Raw genomic sequence first — 18,489 nt, 5'->3', positions numbered from 1 at the left:
CTCGCTGGGATGCCGGCTCGTATCTCCCACCCCGATCAGCTCAAGGAGCTCCTCGGGATCCCCTTCACCGCGGAGCAGACGGCGTGCATCACCGCACCGCCCGCCCCGCAGGTCATCGTGGCGGGGGCGGGCTCCGGCAAGACGACGGTGATGGCGGCCCGGGTGGTGTGGCTGGTCGGCACGGGGCAGGTGGCGCCGGAGCAGGTGCTGGGGCTGACGTTCACGAACAAGGCGGCGGCGGAGCTGGCGGAACGGGTGCGCCGGGCGCTGGCGCAGGCGGGGGTCACGCCGCCGGACGGAGCCGCGGGCGGGGGCGGTGCTTACGGCGACGGTGCGTACGGCGACGGTGCGTACGGCGACGGGGCTGACGGCGCGTGGGGTGACGGCTCCGCGGAGCCCGGCGAGCCGCGGATCTCCACGTACCACGCCTTCGCCGGCCAGCTGCTCAAGGACCACGGCCTGCGCATCGGCCTCGAACCCGGCGCCCGCCTCCTCGCCGACGCCACCCGCTACCAGCTCGCCGCCCACGTCCTGCGCACCGCCCCCGGCCCGTACCCGGCGCTGACGAAGTCCCTTGCCACGCTCGTCACCGAACTCCTCGCGCTCGACGCCGAGCTGGCCGAACACCTCGTGGAGCCGGACGCGCTGGCGGACTTCGGCGTCGCGCAGCTCGCCGAGCTGGACCGCGTCCGGCTCACCAACGACGAGCTGCGCAAGGCCCCCAGGGCCGCGCTGGCCCGGCTGGAGCTGCTGGGGCTCGTACGGGCCTATCGGCGCGAGAAGCGGCGCCGCGACCTGCTCGACTTCGGCGACCAGATCGCCCACTCCGCGCTGCTCGCGGAGGCCCACCCGGCGGTGGGGCGGCAGCTGCGCGAGGAGTGCCGGGTGGTGCTGCTCGACGAGTACCAGGACACGTCCGTCGCCCAGCGGCGGCTGCTGGCAGGGCTGTTCGGCGGTTCCGGCGGCGGCACCGGGCACGCCGTGACCGCGGTCGGCGACCCCTGTCAGGCGATCTACGGCTGGCGCGGCGCGTCCGTCGCCAACCTCGACGACTTCCCCGCCCACTTCCCGCACGCCGACGGCAGCCCCGCGCGCCGCCAGGCGCTCGGCGAGAACCGGCGCAGCGGCGGGCGCCTCCTCGCCCTCGCCAACGGCCTCGCCGCCCCCCTGCGCGAACGGCACGTCGGCGTCGAGGCGCTGCGCCCCGCGCCCGGCGCGGAGCGGCACGGCACGGTGCGCTGCGCGCTGCTGCCGACGTACGCGGAGGAGCTGGCGTGGCTGGCGGACTCGGTGGCGCATCTGGTGCGTACGGGCACGGCGCCCGGCGACGTCGCCGTGCTGTGCCGTACCGCCGGCGGCTTCGGCGACATCCAGGCGGCGCTGGTCGCCCGGGACGTACCGGTGGAGGTCGTGGGTCTTGCCGGGCTGCTGGACCTGCCGGAGATCGCGGACCTGGTGGCGATGTGCGAGGTGCTGCAGGACCCGGCCGCCAACGCCGCGCTCGTACGCCTCCTGACCGGCCCGCGGTGGCGCGTCGGCGCCCGCGACCTGGCGCTGCTGGGCCGCCGCGCGCGGCTGCTGGTGGCCACGGCGGGCACGGACGGCGAGCCGGACGCGGACGAGCGGCTGGCGCAGGCCGTCGAGGGCGTCGACCCGGCGGAGGTGGCGTCGCTGGCCGACGCGCTGGACACGTTCCTGCAGGCCCGGCAGGTCGACGACGGGCTGCCGTTCAGCGCGGCGGCGCGAGGGCGGTTCGCCCGGCTGGCGACGGAGCTGCGGGAGCTGCGGCGGTCGCTGGCGGACCCGCTGATGGACGTGCTGCACCGGGTGCTCGGCGCCACCGGTCTGGAGGTCGAGCTGTCCGCGTCGCCGCACGCGCTGGCGGCGCGGCGGCGCGAGACGCTGGCGCGCTTCCTCGACGTCGCCGCCGACTACGCGGCGTCGGCGGCGCTGGACGGGGAGGCGACGCTGCTGGGGTTCCTGGGGTTCCTGCGCACGGCGGCGCAGTACGAGAAGGGGCTCGACAGCTCGCTGCCCGGCGACGGGCGGGACACGGTCAAGGTGCTCACGGCGCACAAGGCGAAGGGCCTGGAGTGGGACGTCGTGGTGGTGCCGGGGCTGGTGGAGAAGCACTTCCCGAGCCGGCAGCCGCGGGAGTCGTGGGTCACGCAGGGCAAGGTGCTGCCGCACGCGCTGCGGGGCGACGCGGAGACGCTGCCGGACGTGGGGGAGTGGACGGCGCGGGGGCTGAAGGACTTCAAGGCGTCGATGCGGGAGCACCAGGAGGTGGAGGAGCTGCGGCTCGGGTACGTCACGGTGACCCGCCCGCGGTCGCTGCTCCTCGGCTCGGGGCACTGGTGGGGGCCGACGCAGAAGGAGGCGCGGGGCCCGTCGGCGTTCCTGGACGCGCTACGGGAGCACTGCGAGCGCGGCGGCGGGGAGGTGGAGGCGTGGGCGCCGGAACCCCCGAAGGAGGCGGAGAACCCGGCCCTGGCGGACCACGCGGCGGAACGCGCGTGGCCGCTCCCGCTGGACCCGGCGGCGACGGCCCGCCGCCGGGGGGCGGCGGCGGCGGTGGAGGCGGCGCTGGCGCGGATGACCTCCGGTCCGGAACCGGCCGAGTCCGCCGCATCCGGCGAAGCCGCGGGCGGGCCCGCGCCGGGCGTTCCCGCGCCGGAGGCGCCCGCGCCGAGCATGCCCCGTCCCGGCGTGGGCGCCGCCGTGGACACCGCCGCCGCGGGGGTGGGCGGTCCCGACACCGCCCACCCGCATGCGCCGCCCGCAGGGCACCCGCACCCCCTGCCGGGGCACCAACACCGTCTCGGGCCCGCCGACGCGCGGGTCGTCGACTCCTGGGACCGCGACATCGACGCCCTCGAAGCCGAACTCCTCGCCGCCCGGCAGCCCGTCCGGGACGTCACCCTGCCCGCCTCGCTCACCGCCTCGCAGCTGCTCCGGCTCGCCGCCGACCCCGACGCCTTCGCGCAGGAGCTGGCCCGGCCCATGCCGCGTCCGCCGATGCCCGCCGCGCGGCGCGGGACGCGGTTCCACGCCTGGGTCGAGTCCCGCTTCGAGGCGCTGCCGCTGCCCATGCTCGGCCCCGACGAGCTGCCCGGCGGCGCCGAGGACGCGCCGGACATCGCCGACGAACGCGACCTGGCCGCGCTCAAGGAGGCCTTCGAGCGGTCCCCGTACGCCCAGCGCACCCCGTACCGCCTGGAAGCCCCCTTCCAGCTCGGCATCGCCGGCCGCCTCATCCGCGGCCGCATCGACGCGGTCTACCGCGACCCCGGCGGCGGCTACGAGATCGTCGACTGGAAGACCGGCCGCAGCGGCAGCGCCGACCCCCTCCAGCTCGCCGTCTACCGCCTCGCCTGGGCCGAGCAGGAGCGGCTGCCGCTCGACGACGTCACCGCCGCCTTCCTGTACGTACGCACCGGGGACGTCGTCCGTCCGCCCGCGCTGCCGGGAAGAGCGGAGCTGGAGGCCCTGCTGTCCGGCCGGACAGATTAGGCTCGGGGACATGTGCACCACCTCCGGCAGCGTCGCCGACCCTCCGGCGTGCCCGCGGGACGTGTGCGAGGGGGCCGTGAGCGACGCGGCGGAAGGGGAGTAGCAGTGACCACGGGCATCGAGCGGGCGGCCTCCCGGCCGGTCTCCTTCACGGCGGACAGCGGCATCGACCGCGCCGCCCACCACCGCCTCGACGAGGCGTGGCTGGCGGCGGCCTGGAGCCATCCGACGACCCGCGTGTTCGTGGTCTGCGAGGGCCAGGCGCTCATCGACGACACCCCCGACGGCGGCACGCGGCTGGTGACGACGCCGGCCTTCGAGGCCCCGCCGACCGAGCAGCACCGCTACTTCCTCGGCACCGACTCCGGCGGCGTGCGCTACTTCGCGCTGCAGAAGGACTCGCTGCCCGGCCGCATGGACGACACCGCGCGCGCCGCCGGGCTGCGCGAGGCGGGGCTGCTGCTCTCGGAGCGGGACGCCGCGCTGATGGTGCACGCGGTCGCGCTGGAGAACTGGCAGCGGCTGCACCGCTTCTGCTCGCGCTGCGGCGAGCGTACGGTCATCGCCGCCGCGGGCCACATCCGCCGCTGCCCGGCGTGCGGCGCCGAGCACTATCCCCGTACCGACCCTGCCGTGATCATGGCCGTGACGGATCCGGAGGACCGGATCCTGCTGGGCCGGCAGGTGCACTGGCCGGAGGGCCGCTTCTCGACGCTCGCAGGCTTCGTCGAGCCCGGTGAGTCGCTGGAGCACGCGGTGCGGCGGGAGGTCTACGAGGAGGCGGGCGTGGTCGTCGGCGACGTGGACTACGTGGCCAGCCAGCCGTGGCCGTTCCCGTCGAGCCTCATGGTGGGCTTCCTCGCTCGGGCGGCGGACGCCAAGGGCGCGGAGATCCGGGTGGACGGCGACGAGCTGCACGAGGCGCGCTGGTTCTCGCGCGCGGAGCTGGGCGCCGCGTACGAGTCGGGCGAGGTGCTGCCGCCGTACGGGATCTCTATCGCGGGGCGGCTGATCGAGCTGTGGTACGGCTCGGACCTGCCGCGGCGGCCGGGCTGACGGCCGCCGCGGGGCTGCCGCGCCGGGCGGCCCCGGTCAGGCGCCGAGGGCGGCCTTGACCTGGGCCAGCGAGGGGTTCGGCATGGCGACGGACGCGCCGCCCTGCCTCGGCACGACGACCACGGTGGGCACCAGCTGGTTGCCGTTGTTCACGCTCTCGACATAGGCGGCGGACTCCGGGTCCTGCTCGATGTTGATCTCCTCGAAGGGGATGCCCTCGCGGTCCATCTGGCTCTTGAGCCGACGGCAGTAGCCGCACCACGTGGTGCTGTACATCGTGACGGTGCCCGCCATGTCGCTGCGCTCCTTAGGAGGTTGGCCGGGTCGCGGCGTGGTCTGTTCCGGAGGGTGAACGTACCCCGGGCCGCGGCCATTCCCGTAGTCACGCGCACCCTGCCTGTGGACAACCGGGGCCGGGACGCGGGGGCTGTGGACAACCGGCACACCGGTCCCGGCGGACCTGGCAGCATGGCGGGGTGACAGCAGCACCGCAGCCCCCGCAGTCCACCCAGCCCTCCCTGTCCGCCGAGTCCTCCCTGTCCACCGAGCCCACGGAGACCACGGAGATCACGGCGATCACGGAGACCACGGAGTTCCCCGCCGTCCCGGGCTCGGCGGACGCGGTGCTGGCGGGGCTCGACCCGGAGCAGCGCGAGGTGGCGACGGCGCTGCGCGGCCCGGTGTGCGTGCTGGCCGGCGCGGGCACGGGCAAGACCCGCGCGATCACACACCGGATCGCGTACGGCGTCCGGGCCGGCGTGCTGCAGCCGGGGAGCGTGCTGGCCGTGACGTTCACGAACCGGGCGGCCGGCGAGATGCGCGGCCGGCTGCGCCAGCTCGGCGCCCCGGGCGTGCAGGCGCGGACGTTCCACTCCGCCGCGCTGCGGCAGCTCCAGTACTTCTGGCCACGGGCGGTCGGCGGCGAGCTGCCGCGGCTGCTGGAGCGCAAGGTCCAGCTGGTCGCGGAGGCCGCGGCGCGCGCGCGGGTCCGCCTCGACCGGAACGACCTGCGGGACGTCACGGGTGAGCTGGAGTGGGCGAAGGTCACCCAGACCGCCCCCGAGGACTACGCCGCGGTGCTCGCCAAGGCCGGGCGCGACGCCCCGCGCGACCCGGCGGAGATCGCCGGCATCTACCGGGGGTACGAGCAGCTGAAGCGCGACCGCGGTGTCATCGACTTCGAGGACGTGCTGCTGCTCACCGTGGGCGTCCTGCAGGACCGGCCGGACATCGCCGAGCAGGTCCACGGGCAGTATCAGCACTTCGTCGTCGACGAGTACCAGGACGTCAGCCCGCTCCAGCAGCGGCTGCTGGAGCTGTGGCTCGGCGGCCGGGACAGCCTGTGCGTCGTCGGCGACGCCAGCCAGACGATCTACTCCTTCACCGGCGCCACCCCCGACCACCTGCTGGACTTCCGCACCCGGCACCCGGACGCCACGGTCGTCAAGCTCGTCCGGGACTACCGCTCCACCCCCCAGGTCGTCCACCTGGCCAACGGCGTGCTGGCCCAGGCCACGGGCCGGGCCGCCGCCGCCCGGCTGGAGCTGGTGGCGCAGCGCGGGCCGGGCCCGGAGCCGGCCTTCACGGAGTACGCGGACGAGCCCGCCGAGGCCGAAGGCACCGCCCGGCACATCCGCCGGCTGATCGACGCGGGCGTGCCGCACAGCTCCATCGCCGTGCTGTACCGGATCAACGCCCAGTCGGAGGTCTACGAGCAGGCGCTCGCCGACCGGTCCGTGCCGTACCAGATGCGCGGCGCGGAACGGTTCTTCGAGCGGCCCGAGGTGCGCGAGGCCGGGGTCAAGCTGCGCGGTGCGGCCGTGGCCGGCAAGAACGACGCGCTGCTGGCGGAGGCCGGCCGGGACGGCGACCTGGCGGCGCAGGTGCGGGCCGTGCTGGGCACGATGGGCTGGTCCGCCGAGGCGCCGGCGGGCTCGGGCGCGGTGCGGGACCGCTGGGAGTCGCTGGCCGCGCTGGTGCGGCTGGCGGAGGACTTCGGGCGGGCCCGGCCGGGGGCGACGCTGGCGGATCTGGTCGAGGAGCTGGCGGAGCGGGCCGCGGCGCAGCACGCCCCGACGGTCGAGGGTGTGACCCTCGCCTCACTGCACGCCGCGAAGGGCCTGGAGTGGGACGCGGTGTTCCTGGTGGGGCTCACGGAGGGCATGCTGCCGATCACGTACGCGAAGACACCCGAGCAGGTCGAGGAGGAGCGCCGCCTGCTGTACGTCGGCATCACCCGGGCCCGCGTGCACCTCTCGCTGTCCTGGGCGCTGGCCCGGTCGCCGGGCGGGCGGGCCGCGCGGCGGCCGAGCCGCTTCCTGGCCGGGCTGCGGCCGGGCTCCGGGCGCGGGGTCGGCGCGGGGGTGGTGGCGCAGGGCGGCGTGGAGCGCGGTGGTGCGGAGCGGGGCGCGGGCGCCCGGCGCCGGCGGCGCGGGCCGGTGCGCTGCCGGGTCTGCGGGCGGACGCTGACGGACGCCGGCGAGATCAAGCTGATGCGCTGCGAGGACTGCCCGTCGGACATGGACGAGGGGCTGTACGAGCGGCTGCGCGACTGGCGCGCGGGCCAGGCGCAGCAGCTGGGGCAGCCCGCGTACTGCGTCTTCACCGACAAGACCCTGATCGCCATCGCCGAGGCCATGCCGGTCAACGAGCAGGAGCTGTCGGTCATTTCGGGTGTGGGCAAGCGCAAGCTCGACCGATATGGCGCCGATGTCCTGGATCTCTGCGCGGGCCGCGAGCCGTCCGGCGAGGACACCGGGGAGCCCTGACGGGGCCCGGAAAAAATTCCCCGAAAAATGGTTTGCGATCGCCGGAGGTAGCCTCATAGCCTTCCGGCACGGAAGAACAGCTCTTCACGGAGCCGGTGATTCCGTGTTGTACTAGGAGACCTTGGACCGGCCCGCCGGTCCGACGAGACCAGAGAGGAGGAGAACCCCATGATCAGCATCACGAAACTTGACGGTCGTGCTGCCGCCGGTCGCGAGGTCGTCTCCTCCTGCCTGCTCGCGGTCTCCGCCGCTCAGCTCCGCGCCACCGGTGTGTCCGGTGTCCGCGGCGGTCTGGGCGCCGATGTCCGTGACGAGCGACCGACCAAGGCACTCCTGGTAGCAGCGGCGCAGGCTCCGGCCTATGCGGCGGCGGCAGCGGGTGCCGACCTCCAGCAGGAGTGGGCCAATGGCGCCTTTGGCGGCGGCATTGCGGCCACGACGCAGCACATGCGGGCCTTCCGCGGGCCTGATCCCTGGAAAGAACCATCTTGATCGACACGATCGAGACGGCACCTTCCAGGGCCGCGGAACCCGAACCGGGATCCGCGGCCCTTTTGATTTGCCCAACGCAGAAGTTGATCAACACGACGAGCAAGGACGGAACCGTGTCCCTCCCCGTGCACACCTCGCACAGGCCCACGCCCGACCCCGTGCCCGGCACCACCGACCTGGAGGTCCCCTTGACTCAGCTGACCGCTCTCACCGAGCTCGACGAGCGAATCGACGCGCTCGGCGACCTCGTGCCCTGCCGGAGCTACGACCCCGAAGTGTTCTTCGCGGAGACTCCGGCGGACGTCGAGTACGCCAAGTCCCTCTGCCAGACCTGCCCCGTCCGTGAGGCGTGCCTCGCGGGGGCGAAGGAGCGCCGCGAGCCCTGGGGCGTCTGGGGCGGCGAGCTGTTCGTCCAGGGAGTCGTCGTGCCGCGCAAGCGGCCGCGTGGTCGCCCGCGGAAGAACCCGGTCGTGGCATGAACGCCCACGGCACGATCGACCGTCCACGCGCGCACGAACCGACAGAGCAGGAAACGACGATGAGCCCGTCCACCGACTACCTCGCAGCACGTCACGAAGCAGGCGCCTACGACGAGCGCCAGAACAGGAATCTTGAGATGCAACTCATGCCAGAAGCCCTCGCCCGGGCCCAGTATCGGGACCGCGTGGAGGCTGCCGAACGGGAACGCAGGGCCATGCGCCTGATCGCCGCCCGCCGGATGCAGCGACGGGCCGAGCGCGCGCACATGCGCGCCCGGCGCGCGCTGGCGATGGCCGTCATGCAGTAACGGCACCGGCCGGCACCGCGAGGTGGCCGGGTCGGCGGCGGCCACGGCTCCGGCCGCCGGCGCCCCGGCCCGCGGACGCCGACGGTTGCCGGCCGGCCGCCGGCGGTCTTCAGGTCGGCCCGCTACGGCGGTGCCGTCAGGCGCTCGCCGTCGCCGGGTCCTCCGTCGCAGAACCCTTGAGGGGGTCGTCCTCCGGACGGCCCCCTTCGGCGTACTCGGCGAAGCCCGGCAGCCACTCCGTCAGCTCCTCGCGCATCCGTACCTGCGCGCCGAGCTGGCAGAGCACCCCGATGGTGCTGAGCGTCACCCGGTGGATGAGCAGATACGACGGCGGCAGGTTCAACTGCCGGCCCAGCTGGTGTGCCGGGTTGCGGGGGTCGGCGATCCGGGCCGCCTGGGTGCGCATCCACTCCCGGCTGAAGGCGAACTCCTCCACCGCGGCCGGCTCGATGATCGGCAGCAGGTAGTCCATCACCGCCTCCGGGTCCAGCTCGACGTCCGGCTTCACGAACCCCTGCTCGCGCAGCAGCTCGTACACCTCGTCCGCCTCGCCGGCCAGCGTCATCCCGAGCGCCATGCCGATCTCCTCCGGCAGCCCGCCCGGCAGCCGGTCCACCGTGCCGAAGTCCATCACCCCGAGCCGCCACTCGTCCGGCTCGCCCTCCTTCACCAGCCGGAAGTTGCCCGGGTGCGGGTCGGCGTGCAGCAGCCCCGTGCGCGCCGTGCCGGCGAAGAGGAACCGCGCCAGCAACTGGCCCACCCGGTCCCGCTCCGTCCGGGAGCCGTCCGCTATCAGCTCCGAGACCGGCACCCCGTCCAGCCACTCGGTCACCAGAACCTGGTCCGCCTGGTGCACCACGTCCGGCACCAGCACGTCCGGGTCGTCCGCGAACTCCTCCGCGTACGTGCTCTGGGCCCGCGCCTCCAGCCCGTAGTCCAACTCCTCCGCGACCCGGTCCCGCAGTTCCTGGATCAGCGGCTTGATGTCCAGCCCCGGCACCAGCGGCCCCAACAGCCGCGCGAAGCGGCCCAGCTGCGCCAGGTCGGACAGCAACGCCTTGCCCGCACCCGGGTACTGCACCTTGACCGCGACCTCGCGCCCGTCGTGCCACACCGCCCGGTGCACCTGCCCGATCGACGCCGCCGCCGCGGGGGTGTCCTCGAACTCCTCGAAGAGATCGCGCCAGTCCGGGCCCAGCCGCTCCGCCAGCGCGCCGTGCACCGTGCGCACCGGCATCGGCGGCGCCGCCTCCTGCAGCTTGGTCAGGGCCGCACGGTACGGCCCGGCTATCTCCTCCGGAAGCGCGGACTCGAAGACGGACAGCGCCTGCCCGAACTTCATCGCCCCGCCCTTCAGCTCGCCCAGCGTCTTGAACAACTGCTCGGCGGTGCGCTGCTGCAGCTCCCGGGCGACCAGCTCCGCCGGCCGGCCGCCGAGCCGCTTGCCGAGCCCCCAGGTGGCGCGCCCGGCGAAGCCCACCGGCAGCGAGGCCAGCCTGGCGGTACGCGTGATCGCCTTGCGCGGAAGGTCAGACATGGGCCACTCCCGTATCCCGGTCAGCGGCTGCCGCCGCACCGCACCCGCACCTCGGGTGTGGATCGAGCTCCGTCAACTCCCAGGCGAGGCCCGGCAGCGCGAACTCCAGCCGGGCCCCCGTGCAGGCCGGCAGCCGTCCGTCGAGAAAAGTCAGCGCGTGGGCGGCCGTCAGCCCTGCCACCATTGTCGCCAACGCCACATCGCACGCGGCGACCCCCTCCCGATCACCTCCCGCCCGCCACTGGGCGAGCATTCGCGGCCACTCCGGCTCCCGCTCCGCGCGGGCCGCCGCGAGGCAGCCCGCACACGCGGAACCACCCGGCAGCACGAGCGGTCCCACCACCCCCGTGCCCTCCAGCACACCCGCGTACACGTGCGGAATGCCCGCTTCGCGGTAGCGCCGCGCGACCTCCGGATCCGGTGCGTACGCCGCGAGGCCGTCGCGCGGCGCCAGCACCACGAGCGACACCGCTCCGGCCCGGCGCCCGCCGCGTGCCGCGGGCCACGGCCCCGTCCGCCGGACGGCGCCCCGGGCCGCCTCGCCGCGCCGCCGGCCGACCTCCCCGGGGCCGACCCCGCACGGCGCGACGTCCCACGGCTCGACGCAGCCGCCGTCGACGACGTCCACCTCGCCGACGCCCGCGGCGGAGAGCAGCGCCGCCACGGAGGCGCCCACCCGCCCGGCGCCGCGCACCAGCACCCGCAGCCCTCGCCGCGCCGCCAGCCGTGCCACGGCAGCCCCGGGCTCGGGGTGCACGACGGACAGCGAAGCCTGGTCCCCGCGCAGCCGCGCCGGTATCGCCCCGGCCCGGGGATGCCCCGCCCCGGACGGCGGGCCGGGGCTCGCCGAACGGTGGACATGACGTGGACGGTCGGTGGAGGTCGGATGGTCGTCGCGGGGAGTTCCGGTGGTATTCGGCGGGGGCGGTCCCTCGTCGATCAGCCCGGCCCCGGTCAATCGGGCGACCAGGGCGTCCACCGACCGCGGGGAAAGCCCGAACCTGTGCGCCTCCCGGCGCAGCGACTCCAGCCCGCGCGTGCCGTCCAACCGCCGCAGGAACAGCCCCGTCGCCGAGTCCACCGGATGGATCGACACCGCATGTGCCCTGGTCACGCCCATCTGTACGGTGTGCCTGCCGCGCCAGCTCCGCCGCAGCGCAGGCTTGATCATCGGATGCATCGTGCCCCCCTCGTTCCTCCGCCACTCTGCCAGCCCTCCGCCCCGACGCATCGCGAGTTATCCACAGGTGACGGAAAAAGTATTACGAATTGGGCGCAGTCTCGGCGGTGGCGCCGCACACCTGCTCCTGGCCGGGACTTTCTCCGCCCCGACCGGGTAACGTCGTGCCGTGCCCGCTGACCCAGAGCACAGCCCAGGACGGCCGAAACCGTCGCGAGCGGTCGAGGTCAGACGCAGCGCGCGCAGGCGCAGGACCGTTTCCGCGTATCGCGAGGGCGACCGCACCGTCGTGCTGATCCCCGCCCGCATGAGCGAGGCGGAGGAGCAGCGCTGGGTGACGGTGATGCTCGACAAGCTGCAGGCCCAGGAGAACCGGCGGATGCCCGGTGACGCCGAGCTGGCCGACCGCGCCCAGCGGCTGTCCGCGCAGTACCTCGACGGCCGGGCTCGGCCCACCAGCGTGCGCTGGGTCACCAACCAGAACACCCGCTGGGGCTCCTGCACCCCCGCCGAGGGCACGATCCGCCTCTCGCACCGGCTGAAGGGCATGCCCGAGTACGTCATCGACTACGTGCTGATCCACGAGCTGGCCCACCTGCTCGTGCCGGGCCACGGCCCCCGCTTCTGGGACCTCGTCGCCGCCTACCCCCGCACCGAGCGCGCCCGCGGCTACCTGGAGGGCGTCGTCGCCGGCGAGAGCCTGCCGTTCATCCCGCGCCCCGCGCCCGCGGGCCCGTCGCCGACCATCGCCGACTAGGCCCTGTCTGACAAATAGCGCCGTCCGCCCACAGGGCGGGCGTCGCGGCGTCTGGTGCGTGCGATCGCAAGGCGGAGGGTCGACCGCATAGTGGGCCTATTCGGTCGATCCCGACAACGCAGCGAGCGTGCGTGCCAGGCGTCGCGGCGCAGGCGGGATTTGTCAGACAGGGCCTAGCCCCGACGAGACCGCCGCCGGCCCTCAGACCAGCCGCGCCCGCGTACGCTCCATCAACTGCGCCACGGACGCGTCGGCGACGCCCGCCACCTCGTCGTACCCGTACCACCGCAGATCCAGCGACTCCTCGCTGATCGACGGCACCGCGCCCGCCGGAGCCAGCGCCGCGTACTGCACGTCCAGGTGCCAGGCGCACGGCGTGTGGTGCCGGTCGAGCCCCACCGGGCCGCCGGGCAGCAGGGTGAGGCCCGGCATGCCGGACTCCTCGCCCGCCTCCCGCAGCGAAGCCGCGGCCAGCGTGGCGTCCTCCGGCTCGCAGTGGCCGCCCGTCTGCAGCCACATGTTCAGCTTGCGGTGGAGGGTCAGCAGGACCCGCTCCCGCGCCACGTCGACGATCAGTGCGCTGGCCGTCACGTGTCCGGTCGCGCACGGCTTGTACATGCCGTCGGGGTGGGCCGCCAGATACTCCAGATACGCGAGACGGAGCGAGTCCTGACCGCCGTCCGGCACGTCCCACTCCTTCAGTACGCGCTCGGCGTCGTCCCGCAGCGTCACTTGTCCGCGTCGCCCTTGCCGCCATCCTGCCCGTCGGCACCGTCCTCGTCGGCACGGTCCTCGGCGGAGCCTTCCTCGGCGGAGCCGGTCGACTCCGCGGACTCCGGCCCCTCGGCCGTCCCGCCCGAGCCCAGCATCTTCTCCAGCTCCGAGAAGTCCGCCTGCTCGCTGTGCACGAACCCGTCCGGGTCGTCCAGGTCGCCCGCCGTCGGCAGCATGTCGGGGTGCGCCCACAGCGCGTCCCGCCCGTCGACGCCGCGCGCGTCCGCGAGGGACGCCCACAGCCGCGAGGCGTCCCGCAGCCGCCGCGGTCGCAGCTCCAGCCCGATGAGGGTGGCGAACGTCTGCTCCGCGGGACCGCCCGTGGCGCGCCTGCGGCGCAGTGCCTCGCGCAGCGAGTTCAGCGAGGGGGCGTCCAGGTGCGGCTCCGCGGCGGCGTGCACGACCGCGTCCACCCAGCCCTCCACCAGCGCCAGAGCCGTCTCCAGCCGGGCCAGCGCCGTCTTCTGCTCCGGGGTGTCCTCCGGCTGGAACATGCCCTGCTGCAGCGCATCCTGGAGCTGCTCGGGACGCTCGATGTCGACCTGGCCGACCAGGTCCTCCAGCTTGGAGGTGTCCACCTTGATGCCGCGCGCGTAGCCTTCGACGGCGCCGAAGAGGTGCGAGCGCAGCCACGGTACGTGGGCGAAGAGCCGCTGGTGCGCCGCCTCGCGCAGCGCCAGATAGAGCCGCACCTCGTCCTGCGGCACACCGAGGCCCTCGCTGAACCTCTTGATGTTCACGGGCAGCAGCGCCGCCTTGCCCGCCGGCCCCAGCGGCAGCCCGATGTCCGTCGAGCCGACGACCTCGCCGGCCAGCACGCCCACGGCGTGCCCGATCTGGGTGCCGAACATCGCACCGCCCATCGAGCGCATCATGCCCATGAGCGGGCCGGCCATGGCCTGCATCTCCTCGGGCAGCACACCGCCCATGGCGGCGCCCACGCGCTCGGCGACCGGGTCGACCAGCTCCTTCCACACGGGGAGCGTCTCCTCGACCCACTCCGCGCGGCTCCACGCCAGCGCGACGCCCGAGCCGGAGGGCAGCGACGTCACCCCGTCCAGCCACAGATCGGCCAGGCGTACGGATTCCTCGACCGCCTTGCGCTCGGCGTCCCCGACGCTGACGTCCTTGGACTCCCCCTCGGAGCCGCCGCCCTGGGCGACGGTCTGGCGGGCGATGTCCTTGGCCATGTCCCAGTTGACCGGTCCGCCCTCGTAGCTCAGCATCTGGCCGAGCTGCTGGAAGGCCGCGCCCAGGTCCTGCGGGCCCATGGCGCCGCCCGCGCCGCCGCCGAGGGAGCCGAAGATGGCCGCGAACGGGTTCTGCGGGTCGCCGGCGGCGTCCCCGAAGCCGAACGGGTCCCGGCCGCTCAGGTCGCCGTCCCCCTTGCGGGCGCCCTTGTCGTCGCCCTCGCCGTCGTCGTCCGGCTCCTGGGGGAGACCGAATCCGAATGGGGTGTCACTCACGGTTTCCTCGGCTCGTCGGGCCGCCTGCACCGGGCCGGCGGCGTACGCCCTCCACTACCTCCACCCTATGCCGCTTCGTATGCCTGCACGATGTCCTGGCGCCCGCCGCCACCGCCACGGGCGCGGCTGGGGCAGGATGGATGGAACTACTGCACACAACAGCTGGAGCCGCCCGGTGAGTTCCCCGGAACCGAACGTTCGCGCAGCGCGAAAGGCCGCCGATGAGGCCGCGGCCGACGAGCCCGCCCCGGGGGCGTGGCGCCCCGTCGTCGCCGTCACCGGGGCGGCGGCCGGCATCGGCGCCCTGGTCACGGAGCGGCTGGCGGCCTCCGACGAGGTCAAGCAGGTCGTCGCCATCGACGAGCGGCGCGGCGAGCTGCCCGAGGCCCACTGGCACGTGCTGGACGTGCGGGACCCCGCCATCGCCGACAAGCTGCGCGGCACGGACGTCGTGGTGCACCTCGCCCTCGACCTGGACCTGGAGACCGACGCCACGGCCCGGACGGCGTACAACGTACGGGGTACGCAGACGGTGCTCACCGCCGCCGCGGCGGCCGGCGTGCGCCGCGTCGTCCTGTGCACCTCCGCCATGGTCTACGGCGCGCTGCCCGACAACCCCGTGCCGCTCGCCGAGGACGCCGAGCTGCGCGCCACCGAGGAGGCCACCGGCGTCGGCGACCTGCTGGAGATGGAGCGCCTCGGCCGCCGCGCGCCCCGCGCGCACCCCGGGCTGAACGTCACCGTGGTTCGCCCCGCCGCCGTCGTCGGCGGCGTCGACACCCCCCTGACCCGGTACTTCGAGTCGCCGCGGCTGCTGGTCGTCAAGGGCACCCGGCCGTGCTGGCAGTTCTGCCACATCGACGACCTGGCCGCCGCGCTCACGTTCGCGGCGCTGGAGAAGGCCGAGGGGGAGCTGGCGGTCGGCTGCGACGGCTGGCTGGAGCAGGACGAGGTCGAGGAGCTGACCGGCATCCGGCGCATGGAGCTGCCGTCGGCCGTCGCGCTCGGCGCCGCCTCCCGGCTGCACCGCCTCGGGCTCACGCCGTCGCCCGCGGGCGATCTGGCGTACACGATGTACCCCTGGGTCGTCAGCGGCAGCCGGCTGCACGAGGCGGGCTGGCGCCCGCAGCACACCAACGAGGAGGTGCTGGCCGAGCTGGTGGACGAGGTCTCCGGCCGGCACACCGTCGCGGGCCGCCGGCTGGGCCGCAAGGACGCCGCCGCGGCGGGCGCCGCGGGTGCGGCCGGGGCGACGGTCGCGCTGCTGGGCACGGCCGCGGTCGTACGTCGGGTGCGCAAGGCGCGGCGCGGCAAGATCTGACCCACGCCCCGGCCGGCCGGCCGCCCGTACGGGCCGGGCCGCTCCCGTCCGTACGAACCGGCGCACCCGCGTACGCACGCGCGCGCTCCTGAGGCCCCTACGTGCGTCCCAGGAGCCCGTACGTCCGCCCGCCCCCGCCACCCGCCCCCGCGCGGGCGGGCTGTCGGTCCCGTGCGGCAGGATGGACAGATGGCAGAGACCCCGCAGCACCCCGGCGAGCAGGCCGCCGCGGACCCCGTGCGCCTCGTCGCCGTCCGCGAGACCCCGCTGTCGGTCGACGAGGTCTTCGCCGCCGTCGGCGACCCCTCCGCCGGCGGCACGGCGCTCTTCGTCGGCACGGTCCGCGACCACGACCGGCGGGAGGCGACCGAGCGCGTGGCGGACGTGGCGGCGCTGGGGTATTCGTCCCACCCCACCGCCGAGGCGGAGATGCGCCGTATCGCGGAGAAGGTCGCGGCCGATTATCCGGTACGGGCGCTGGCCGCCGTCCACCGCGTGGGCGAACTGGCCGTGGGGGATCTCGCCATCGTGGTCGCCGTCTCCTGCCCGCACCGCGCCGAGGCGTTCGACGCCTGTCGCCGCCTGGTCGACACCCTGAAGCACGAAGTTCCCATCTGGAAACACCAGAAGTTCACGGACGGGACGGACGAGTGGGTAGGCGCTGGTTGAGGTTGTCGAGTTGCGTAACTTCCGGGCCCGCGTGAGCGTTGGCTTATCGGAAAGAACTCACGTCAGCTAGGAGCACGGAATGGCAGCGATAGCCTGGTTGGTCATACCCCTCGCCTCAGCCGGGGCGGCCGCGATATGGGCGGGCTGGGCGACGCGCAGCCGCAAGGTGGGAGACAGCACGGAGCTCGCGGGGTACGCCCGGTTCCGGGAGGCCATGGAGCGTAGCCACTCCCGTTCCGGGGCCGCTTGAGCGTCCCGTACTGTCGTTCTATGCCACGCCGCACGGCGACGCTGCTCGCCTCCACCGTGACGCTCCTCGCCCTCCTCATCGCCGGGGTCTTCATCCCCGTGCCGTACGCGGAGATGTCGCCGGGGCCGACGGTGAACACCCTGGGGGAGCACGACGGCGAGCCCGTCCTGCACATCGAGGACCGCAAGACGTATCCGGCCAGCGGCCACCTCAACATGACGACGGTCCGCGTCACCGGCGCCGACTACAAGATGAACCTCGTCGAGGCCGTCTACGGCTGGCTCTCGCCCGACGACGCGGTCGTGCCGCACGAGTCGCTGTACCCGGACGACAGCACCGCCGAGGAAGTCGACCAGCAGAACGCCGAGCAGTTCACCGCCTCGCAGGAGAGCGCCAAGGTCGCCGCGCTCGAGGAACTGGGCATCCCCTTCACCACCCGCGTGATCGTGGCCTCCGTGGTCGCGGGCGGCGCCGCGCAGGGCACGCTGCACGCCGGTGACGTGATCAAGGCGGTCGACGGCAAGCCCGTCGACGGGCCGGGCGACGTGGTCGAGCTGGTCACCGGCCACAAGCCGGGGGAGAAGGTCACCTTCCGGATCGTTCCCGCGGACCGGGCCGAGAAGGCCGAGAAGAACGGCGACGACCCCCGGAAGCTGCCGGGTGAGAACATGCCCGTCACCACCCGGGAGTCGGACCAGGAGCCCGGCAAGGCCATGGTCGGCATCACGGCTGGCACCGCGCACACTTTCCCGTTCGAGATCGACATCAAGCTCGCCGACGTCGGTGGCCCCAGCGCGGGCCTGATGTTCGCGCTCGGCATCGTCGACAAGCTCACCAAGGGCGACCTCACCGGCGGCGAGTTCGTCGCCGGCACCGGCACGATCGACGCCGACGGCCGGGTCGGACCGATCGGCGGCATCCACATGAAGACCGTCGGCGCCCGGGACCAGGGCGCGGAGTTCTTCCTCACGCCCGCGCAGAACTGCCCGACGGCCGCCCGCGACGTGCCCGACGGGCTCACGCTCGTCAAGGTCGGGAAGATGGACGACGCCATGGACGCGCTGGACGACATCCGCGCGGGCCGCGTCGACCAACTCGACGAGTGCGAGGGTTAGCCGTACGGACCCGGGCGCGCGCGGGTGCGTAGGACGGATGGCCCGGCGTGCCGAGGCCGGCCGGCCGCACGGGACCGGCCGGCCCTACGACGGTCAGTCGAACGTCGCCGCCAGCGCCCGGGCGAGCCCCGGTACCAGGTCCGGCCCGGTGAGCACCTCGGTGGGAGCGTCCTTCGAGCGCAGCCGCAGCGCGGCCTCCCGGCTGCCGTCCCGCAGCACGCCCACCGTCATGCGGACCTCCGCACGCCCCGGGTGCTCGGCGACCCAGGCGGCGAGCCCCGCCTCGTCGAGGCCCTCGGGCACCTGGGCCTCCGCCGCGGGCGGGAGCATCAGCCGCTCGACGGTGAGCGCGCAGCCGCTGACCGCGTCGGGCCAGGCGATGGTGCCCAGGAACTCGTCGAGCGGCTGCCCTTCGGGCAGTTCCTGCTGCTCGATCGGGGTGTACGAAACCTGCGCGGCCGGCGCCGCCGCGACCCCGGCACCGGAGCCGGCGTCGGCCGCGGCGCCCGTCCCGGCCCCCGCGCCGTCCCCGGCGTCGAGGTCGAGCCGCTGGGCGAGCTCCGGCTCCTGCGCGCGCAGCTGCGCGGTGTCGACGAGGGCGAAGAGCCGCGGCGGCCGGTCCCAGCCGAATCCGGCCGCGTACTCGTCGAGCTCCAGGACCGCGCGTGTCAGCGGGTCGGCTGCCAGGGGTGGTCCGCCGGTGGGAGAGTTGGACATGCTCGTCATCCTGCCTCATCGCTCTCTGCCACCCCCCGGCGGGAACTGAGTAAAGCTTTAGTAAGTTGCCACATTGAGCCCCTGTGC

At 74.3% G+C, this 18,489-nt stretch carries 16 protein-coding genes; 10 read left to right on the top strand and 6 right to left on the bottom strand.

Features of this window, described 5'->3' with window-relative positions; all coding sequences use genetic code 11:
• Positions 1-9: 9 nt before the first annotated feature.
• The gene (locus T328_RS09490; protein WP_496495490.1) at positions 10-3,513 is read left to right on the top strand and encodes an ATP-dependent helicase; all 3,504 of its coding nucleotides are present in this window, start codon (positions 10-12) and stop codon (positions 3,511-3,513) included.
• A 105-nt stretch (positions 3,514-3,618) separates the two neighbouring features.
• Positions 3,619-4,569, top strand: coding sequence for an NAD(+) diphosphatase (nudC, locus tag T328_RS09485; RefSeq protein WP_496495489.1), 951 nt, complete (start codon positions 3,619-3,621; stop codon positions 4,567-4,569).
• A 36-nt stretch (positions 4,570-4,605) separates the two neighbouring features.
• On the opposite strand, the gene T328_RS09480 is transcribed toward nudC, so the two are convergent.
• A complete protein-coding gene (locus T328_RS09480) occupies positions 4,606-4,863 on the bottom strand; it encodes a mycoredoxin (RefSeq protein ID WP_496495488.1) in 258 nt (85 codons plus the stop codon).
• Positions 4,864-5,192: 329 nt separating this feature from the next.
• Between T328_RS09480 and T328_RS09475 the strand changes: the two genes are divergently transcribed.
• The 4 genes from T328_RS09475 to T328_RS09460 all read left to right on the top strand — a co-directional run bounded on the left by T328_RS09475 (position 5,193) and on the right by T328_RS09460 (position 8,616).
• Positions 5,193-7,337, top strand: coding sequence for an ATP-dependent DNA helicase UvrD2 (locus tag T328_RS09475; RefSeq protein ID WP_496495747.1), 2,145 nt, complete (start codon positions 5,193-5,195; stop codon positions 7,335-7,337).
• A gap of 168 nt (positions 7,338-7,505) precedes the next feature.
• Complete coding sequence (locus T328_RS09470; RefSeq protein WP_496495487.1) at positions 7,506-7,829, top strand: hypothetical protein; 324 nt, start codon at positions 7,506-7,508, stop codon at positions 7,827-7,829.
• 113 nt (positions 7,830-7,942) lie between these two features.
• Positions 7,943-8,308 (top strand): WhiB family transcriptional regulator, encoded by a 366-nt coding sequence (locus T328_RS09465; RefSeq protein ID WP_496495486.1) that lies wholly within the window; start codon positions 7,943-7,945, stop codon positions 8,306-8,308.
• Positions 8,305-8,616 carry a putative WhiB-interacting protein gene (locus T328_RS09460; RefSeq protein WP_496495485.1) on the top strand — a complete coding sequence of 104 codons (312 nt, stop codon included), beginning with the start codon at positions 8,305-8,307 and terminating at the stop codon, positions 8,614-8,616. The genes T328_RS09465 and T328_RS09460 overlap by 4 nt, the downstream gene beginning before the upstream one ends.
• A 136-nt stretch (positions 8,617-8,752) precedes the next feature.
• Here the strand turns inward: T328_RS09460 and T328_RS09455 are convergent, their stop codons facing one another.
• A complete protein-coding gene (locus T328_RS09455) occupies positions 8,753-10,153 on the bottom strand; it encodes an ABC1 kinase family protein (RefSeq protein ID WP_496495484.1) in 1,401 nt (466 codons plus the stop codon).
• Positions 10,146-11,333: a ThiF family adenylyltransferase gene (locus T328_RS09450; protein ID WP_496495483.1), complete on the bottom strand. Its 1,188-nt coding sequence runs from the start codon at positions 11,331-11,333 to the stop codon at positions 10,146-10,148. Before T328_RS09450 ends, T328_RS09455 begins: the two co-directional genes overlap by 8 nt.
• A gap of 169 nt (positions 11,334-11,502) precedes the next feature.
• Here T328_RS09450 and T328_RS09445 point away from each other — a divergent pair, with 169 nt between their 5' ends.
• Positions 11,503-12,090: a M48 metallopeptidase family protein gene (locus T328_RS09445; protein WP_496495482.1), complete on the top strand. Its 588-nt coding sequence runs from the start codon at positions 11,503-11,505 to the stop codon at positions 12,088-12,090.
• Between the two features lie 201 nt (positions 12,091-12,291).
• On the opposite strand, the gene T328_RS09440 is transcribed toward T328_RS09445, so the two are convergent.
• On the bottom strand, positions 12,292-12,822 hold the full coding sequence (locus tag T328_RS09440; protein ID WP_496495481.1) for an NUDIX hydrolase: 531 nt from the start codon (positions 12,820-12,822) through the stop codon (positions 12,292-12,294).
• Positions 12,819-14,330, bottom strand: coding sequence for a zinc-dependent metalloprotease (locus T328_RS09435; RefSeq protein ID WP_496495480.1), 1,512 nt, complete (start codon positions 14,328-14,330; stop codon positions 12,819-12,821). The genes T328_RS09440 and T328_RS09435 overlap by 4 nt, the downstream gene beginning before the upstream one ends.
• A 175-nt stretch (positions 14,331-14,505) precedes the next feature.
• Here T328_RS09435 and T328_RS09430 point away from each other — a divergent pair, with 175 nt between their 5' ends.
• From T328_RS09430 to T328_RS09420, 3 genes are all read left to right on the top strand, one after another.
• Positions 14,506-15,651: an SDR family oxidoreductase gene (locus tag T328_RS09430; protein WP_496495479.1), complete on the top strand. Its 1,146-nt coding sequence runs from the start codon at positions 14,506-14,508 to the stop codon at positions 15,649-15,651.
• A gap of 189 nt (positions 15,652-15,840) precedes the next feature.
• The gene (locus tag T328_RS09425; RefSeq protein ID WP_496495478.1) at positions 15,841-16,320 is read left to right on the top strand and encodes a molybdenum cofactor biosynthesis protein MoaE; all 480 of its coding nucleotides are present in this window, start codon (positions 15,841-15,843) and stop codon (positions 16,318-16,320) included.
• Positions 16,321-16,590: 270 nt separating this feature from the next.
• A complete protein-coding gene (locus T328_RS09420) occupies positions 16,591-17,685 on the top strand; it encodes a YlbL family protein (RefSeq protein WP_496495477.1) in 1,095 nt (364 codons plus the stop codon).
• A 93-nt stretch (positions 17,686-17,778) separates the two neighbouring features.
• On the opposite strand, the gene T328_RS09415 is transcribed toward T328_RS09420, so the two are convergent.
• The gene (locus T328_RS09415) at positions 17,779-18,402 is read right to left on the bottom strand and encodes a PPA1309 family protein (protein WP_496495476.1); all 624 of its coding nucleotides are present in this window, start codon (positions 18,400-18,402) and stop codon (positions 17,779-17,781) included.
• Positions 18,403-18,489: the final 87 nt, after the last annotated feature.

Source organism: Streptomyces sp. CNX435 (genome assembly GCF_059570575.1).
This window is presented reverse-complemented; position numbering and strand designations above follow the sequence as displayed.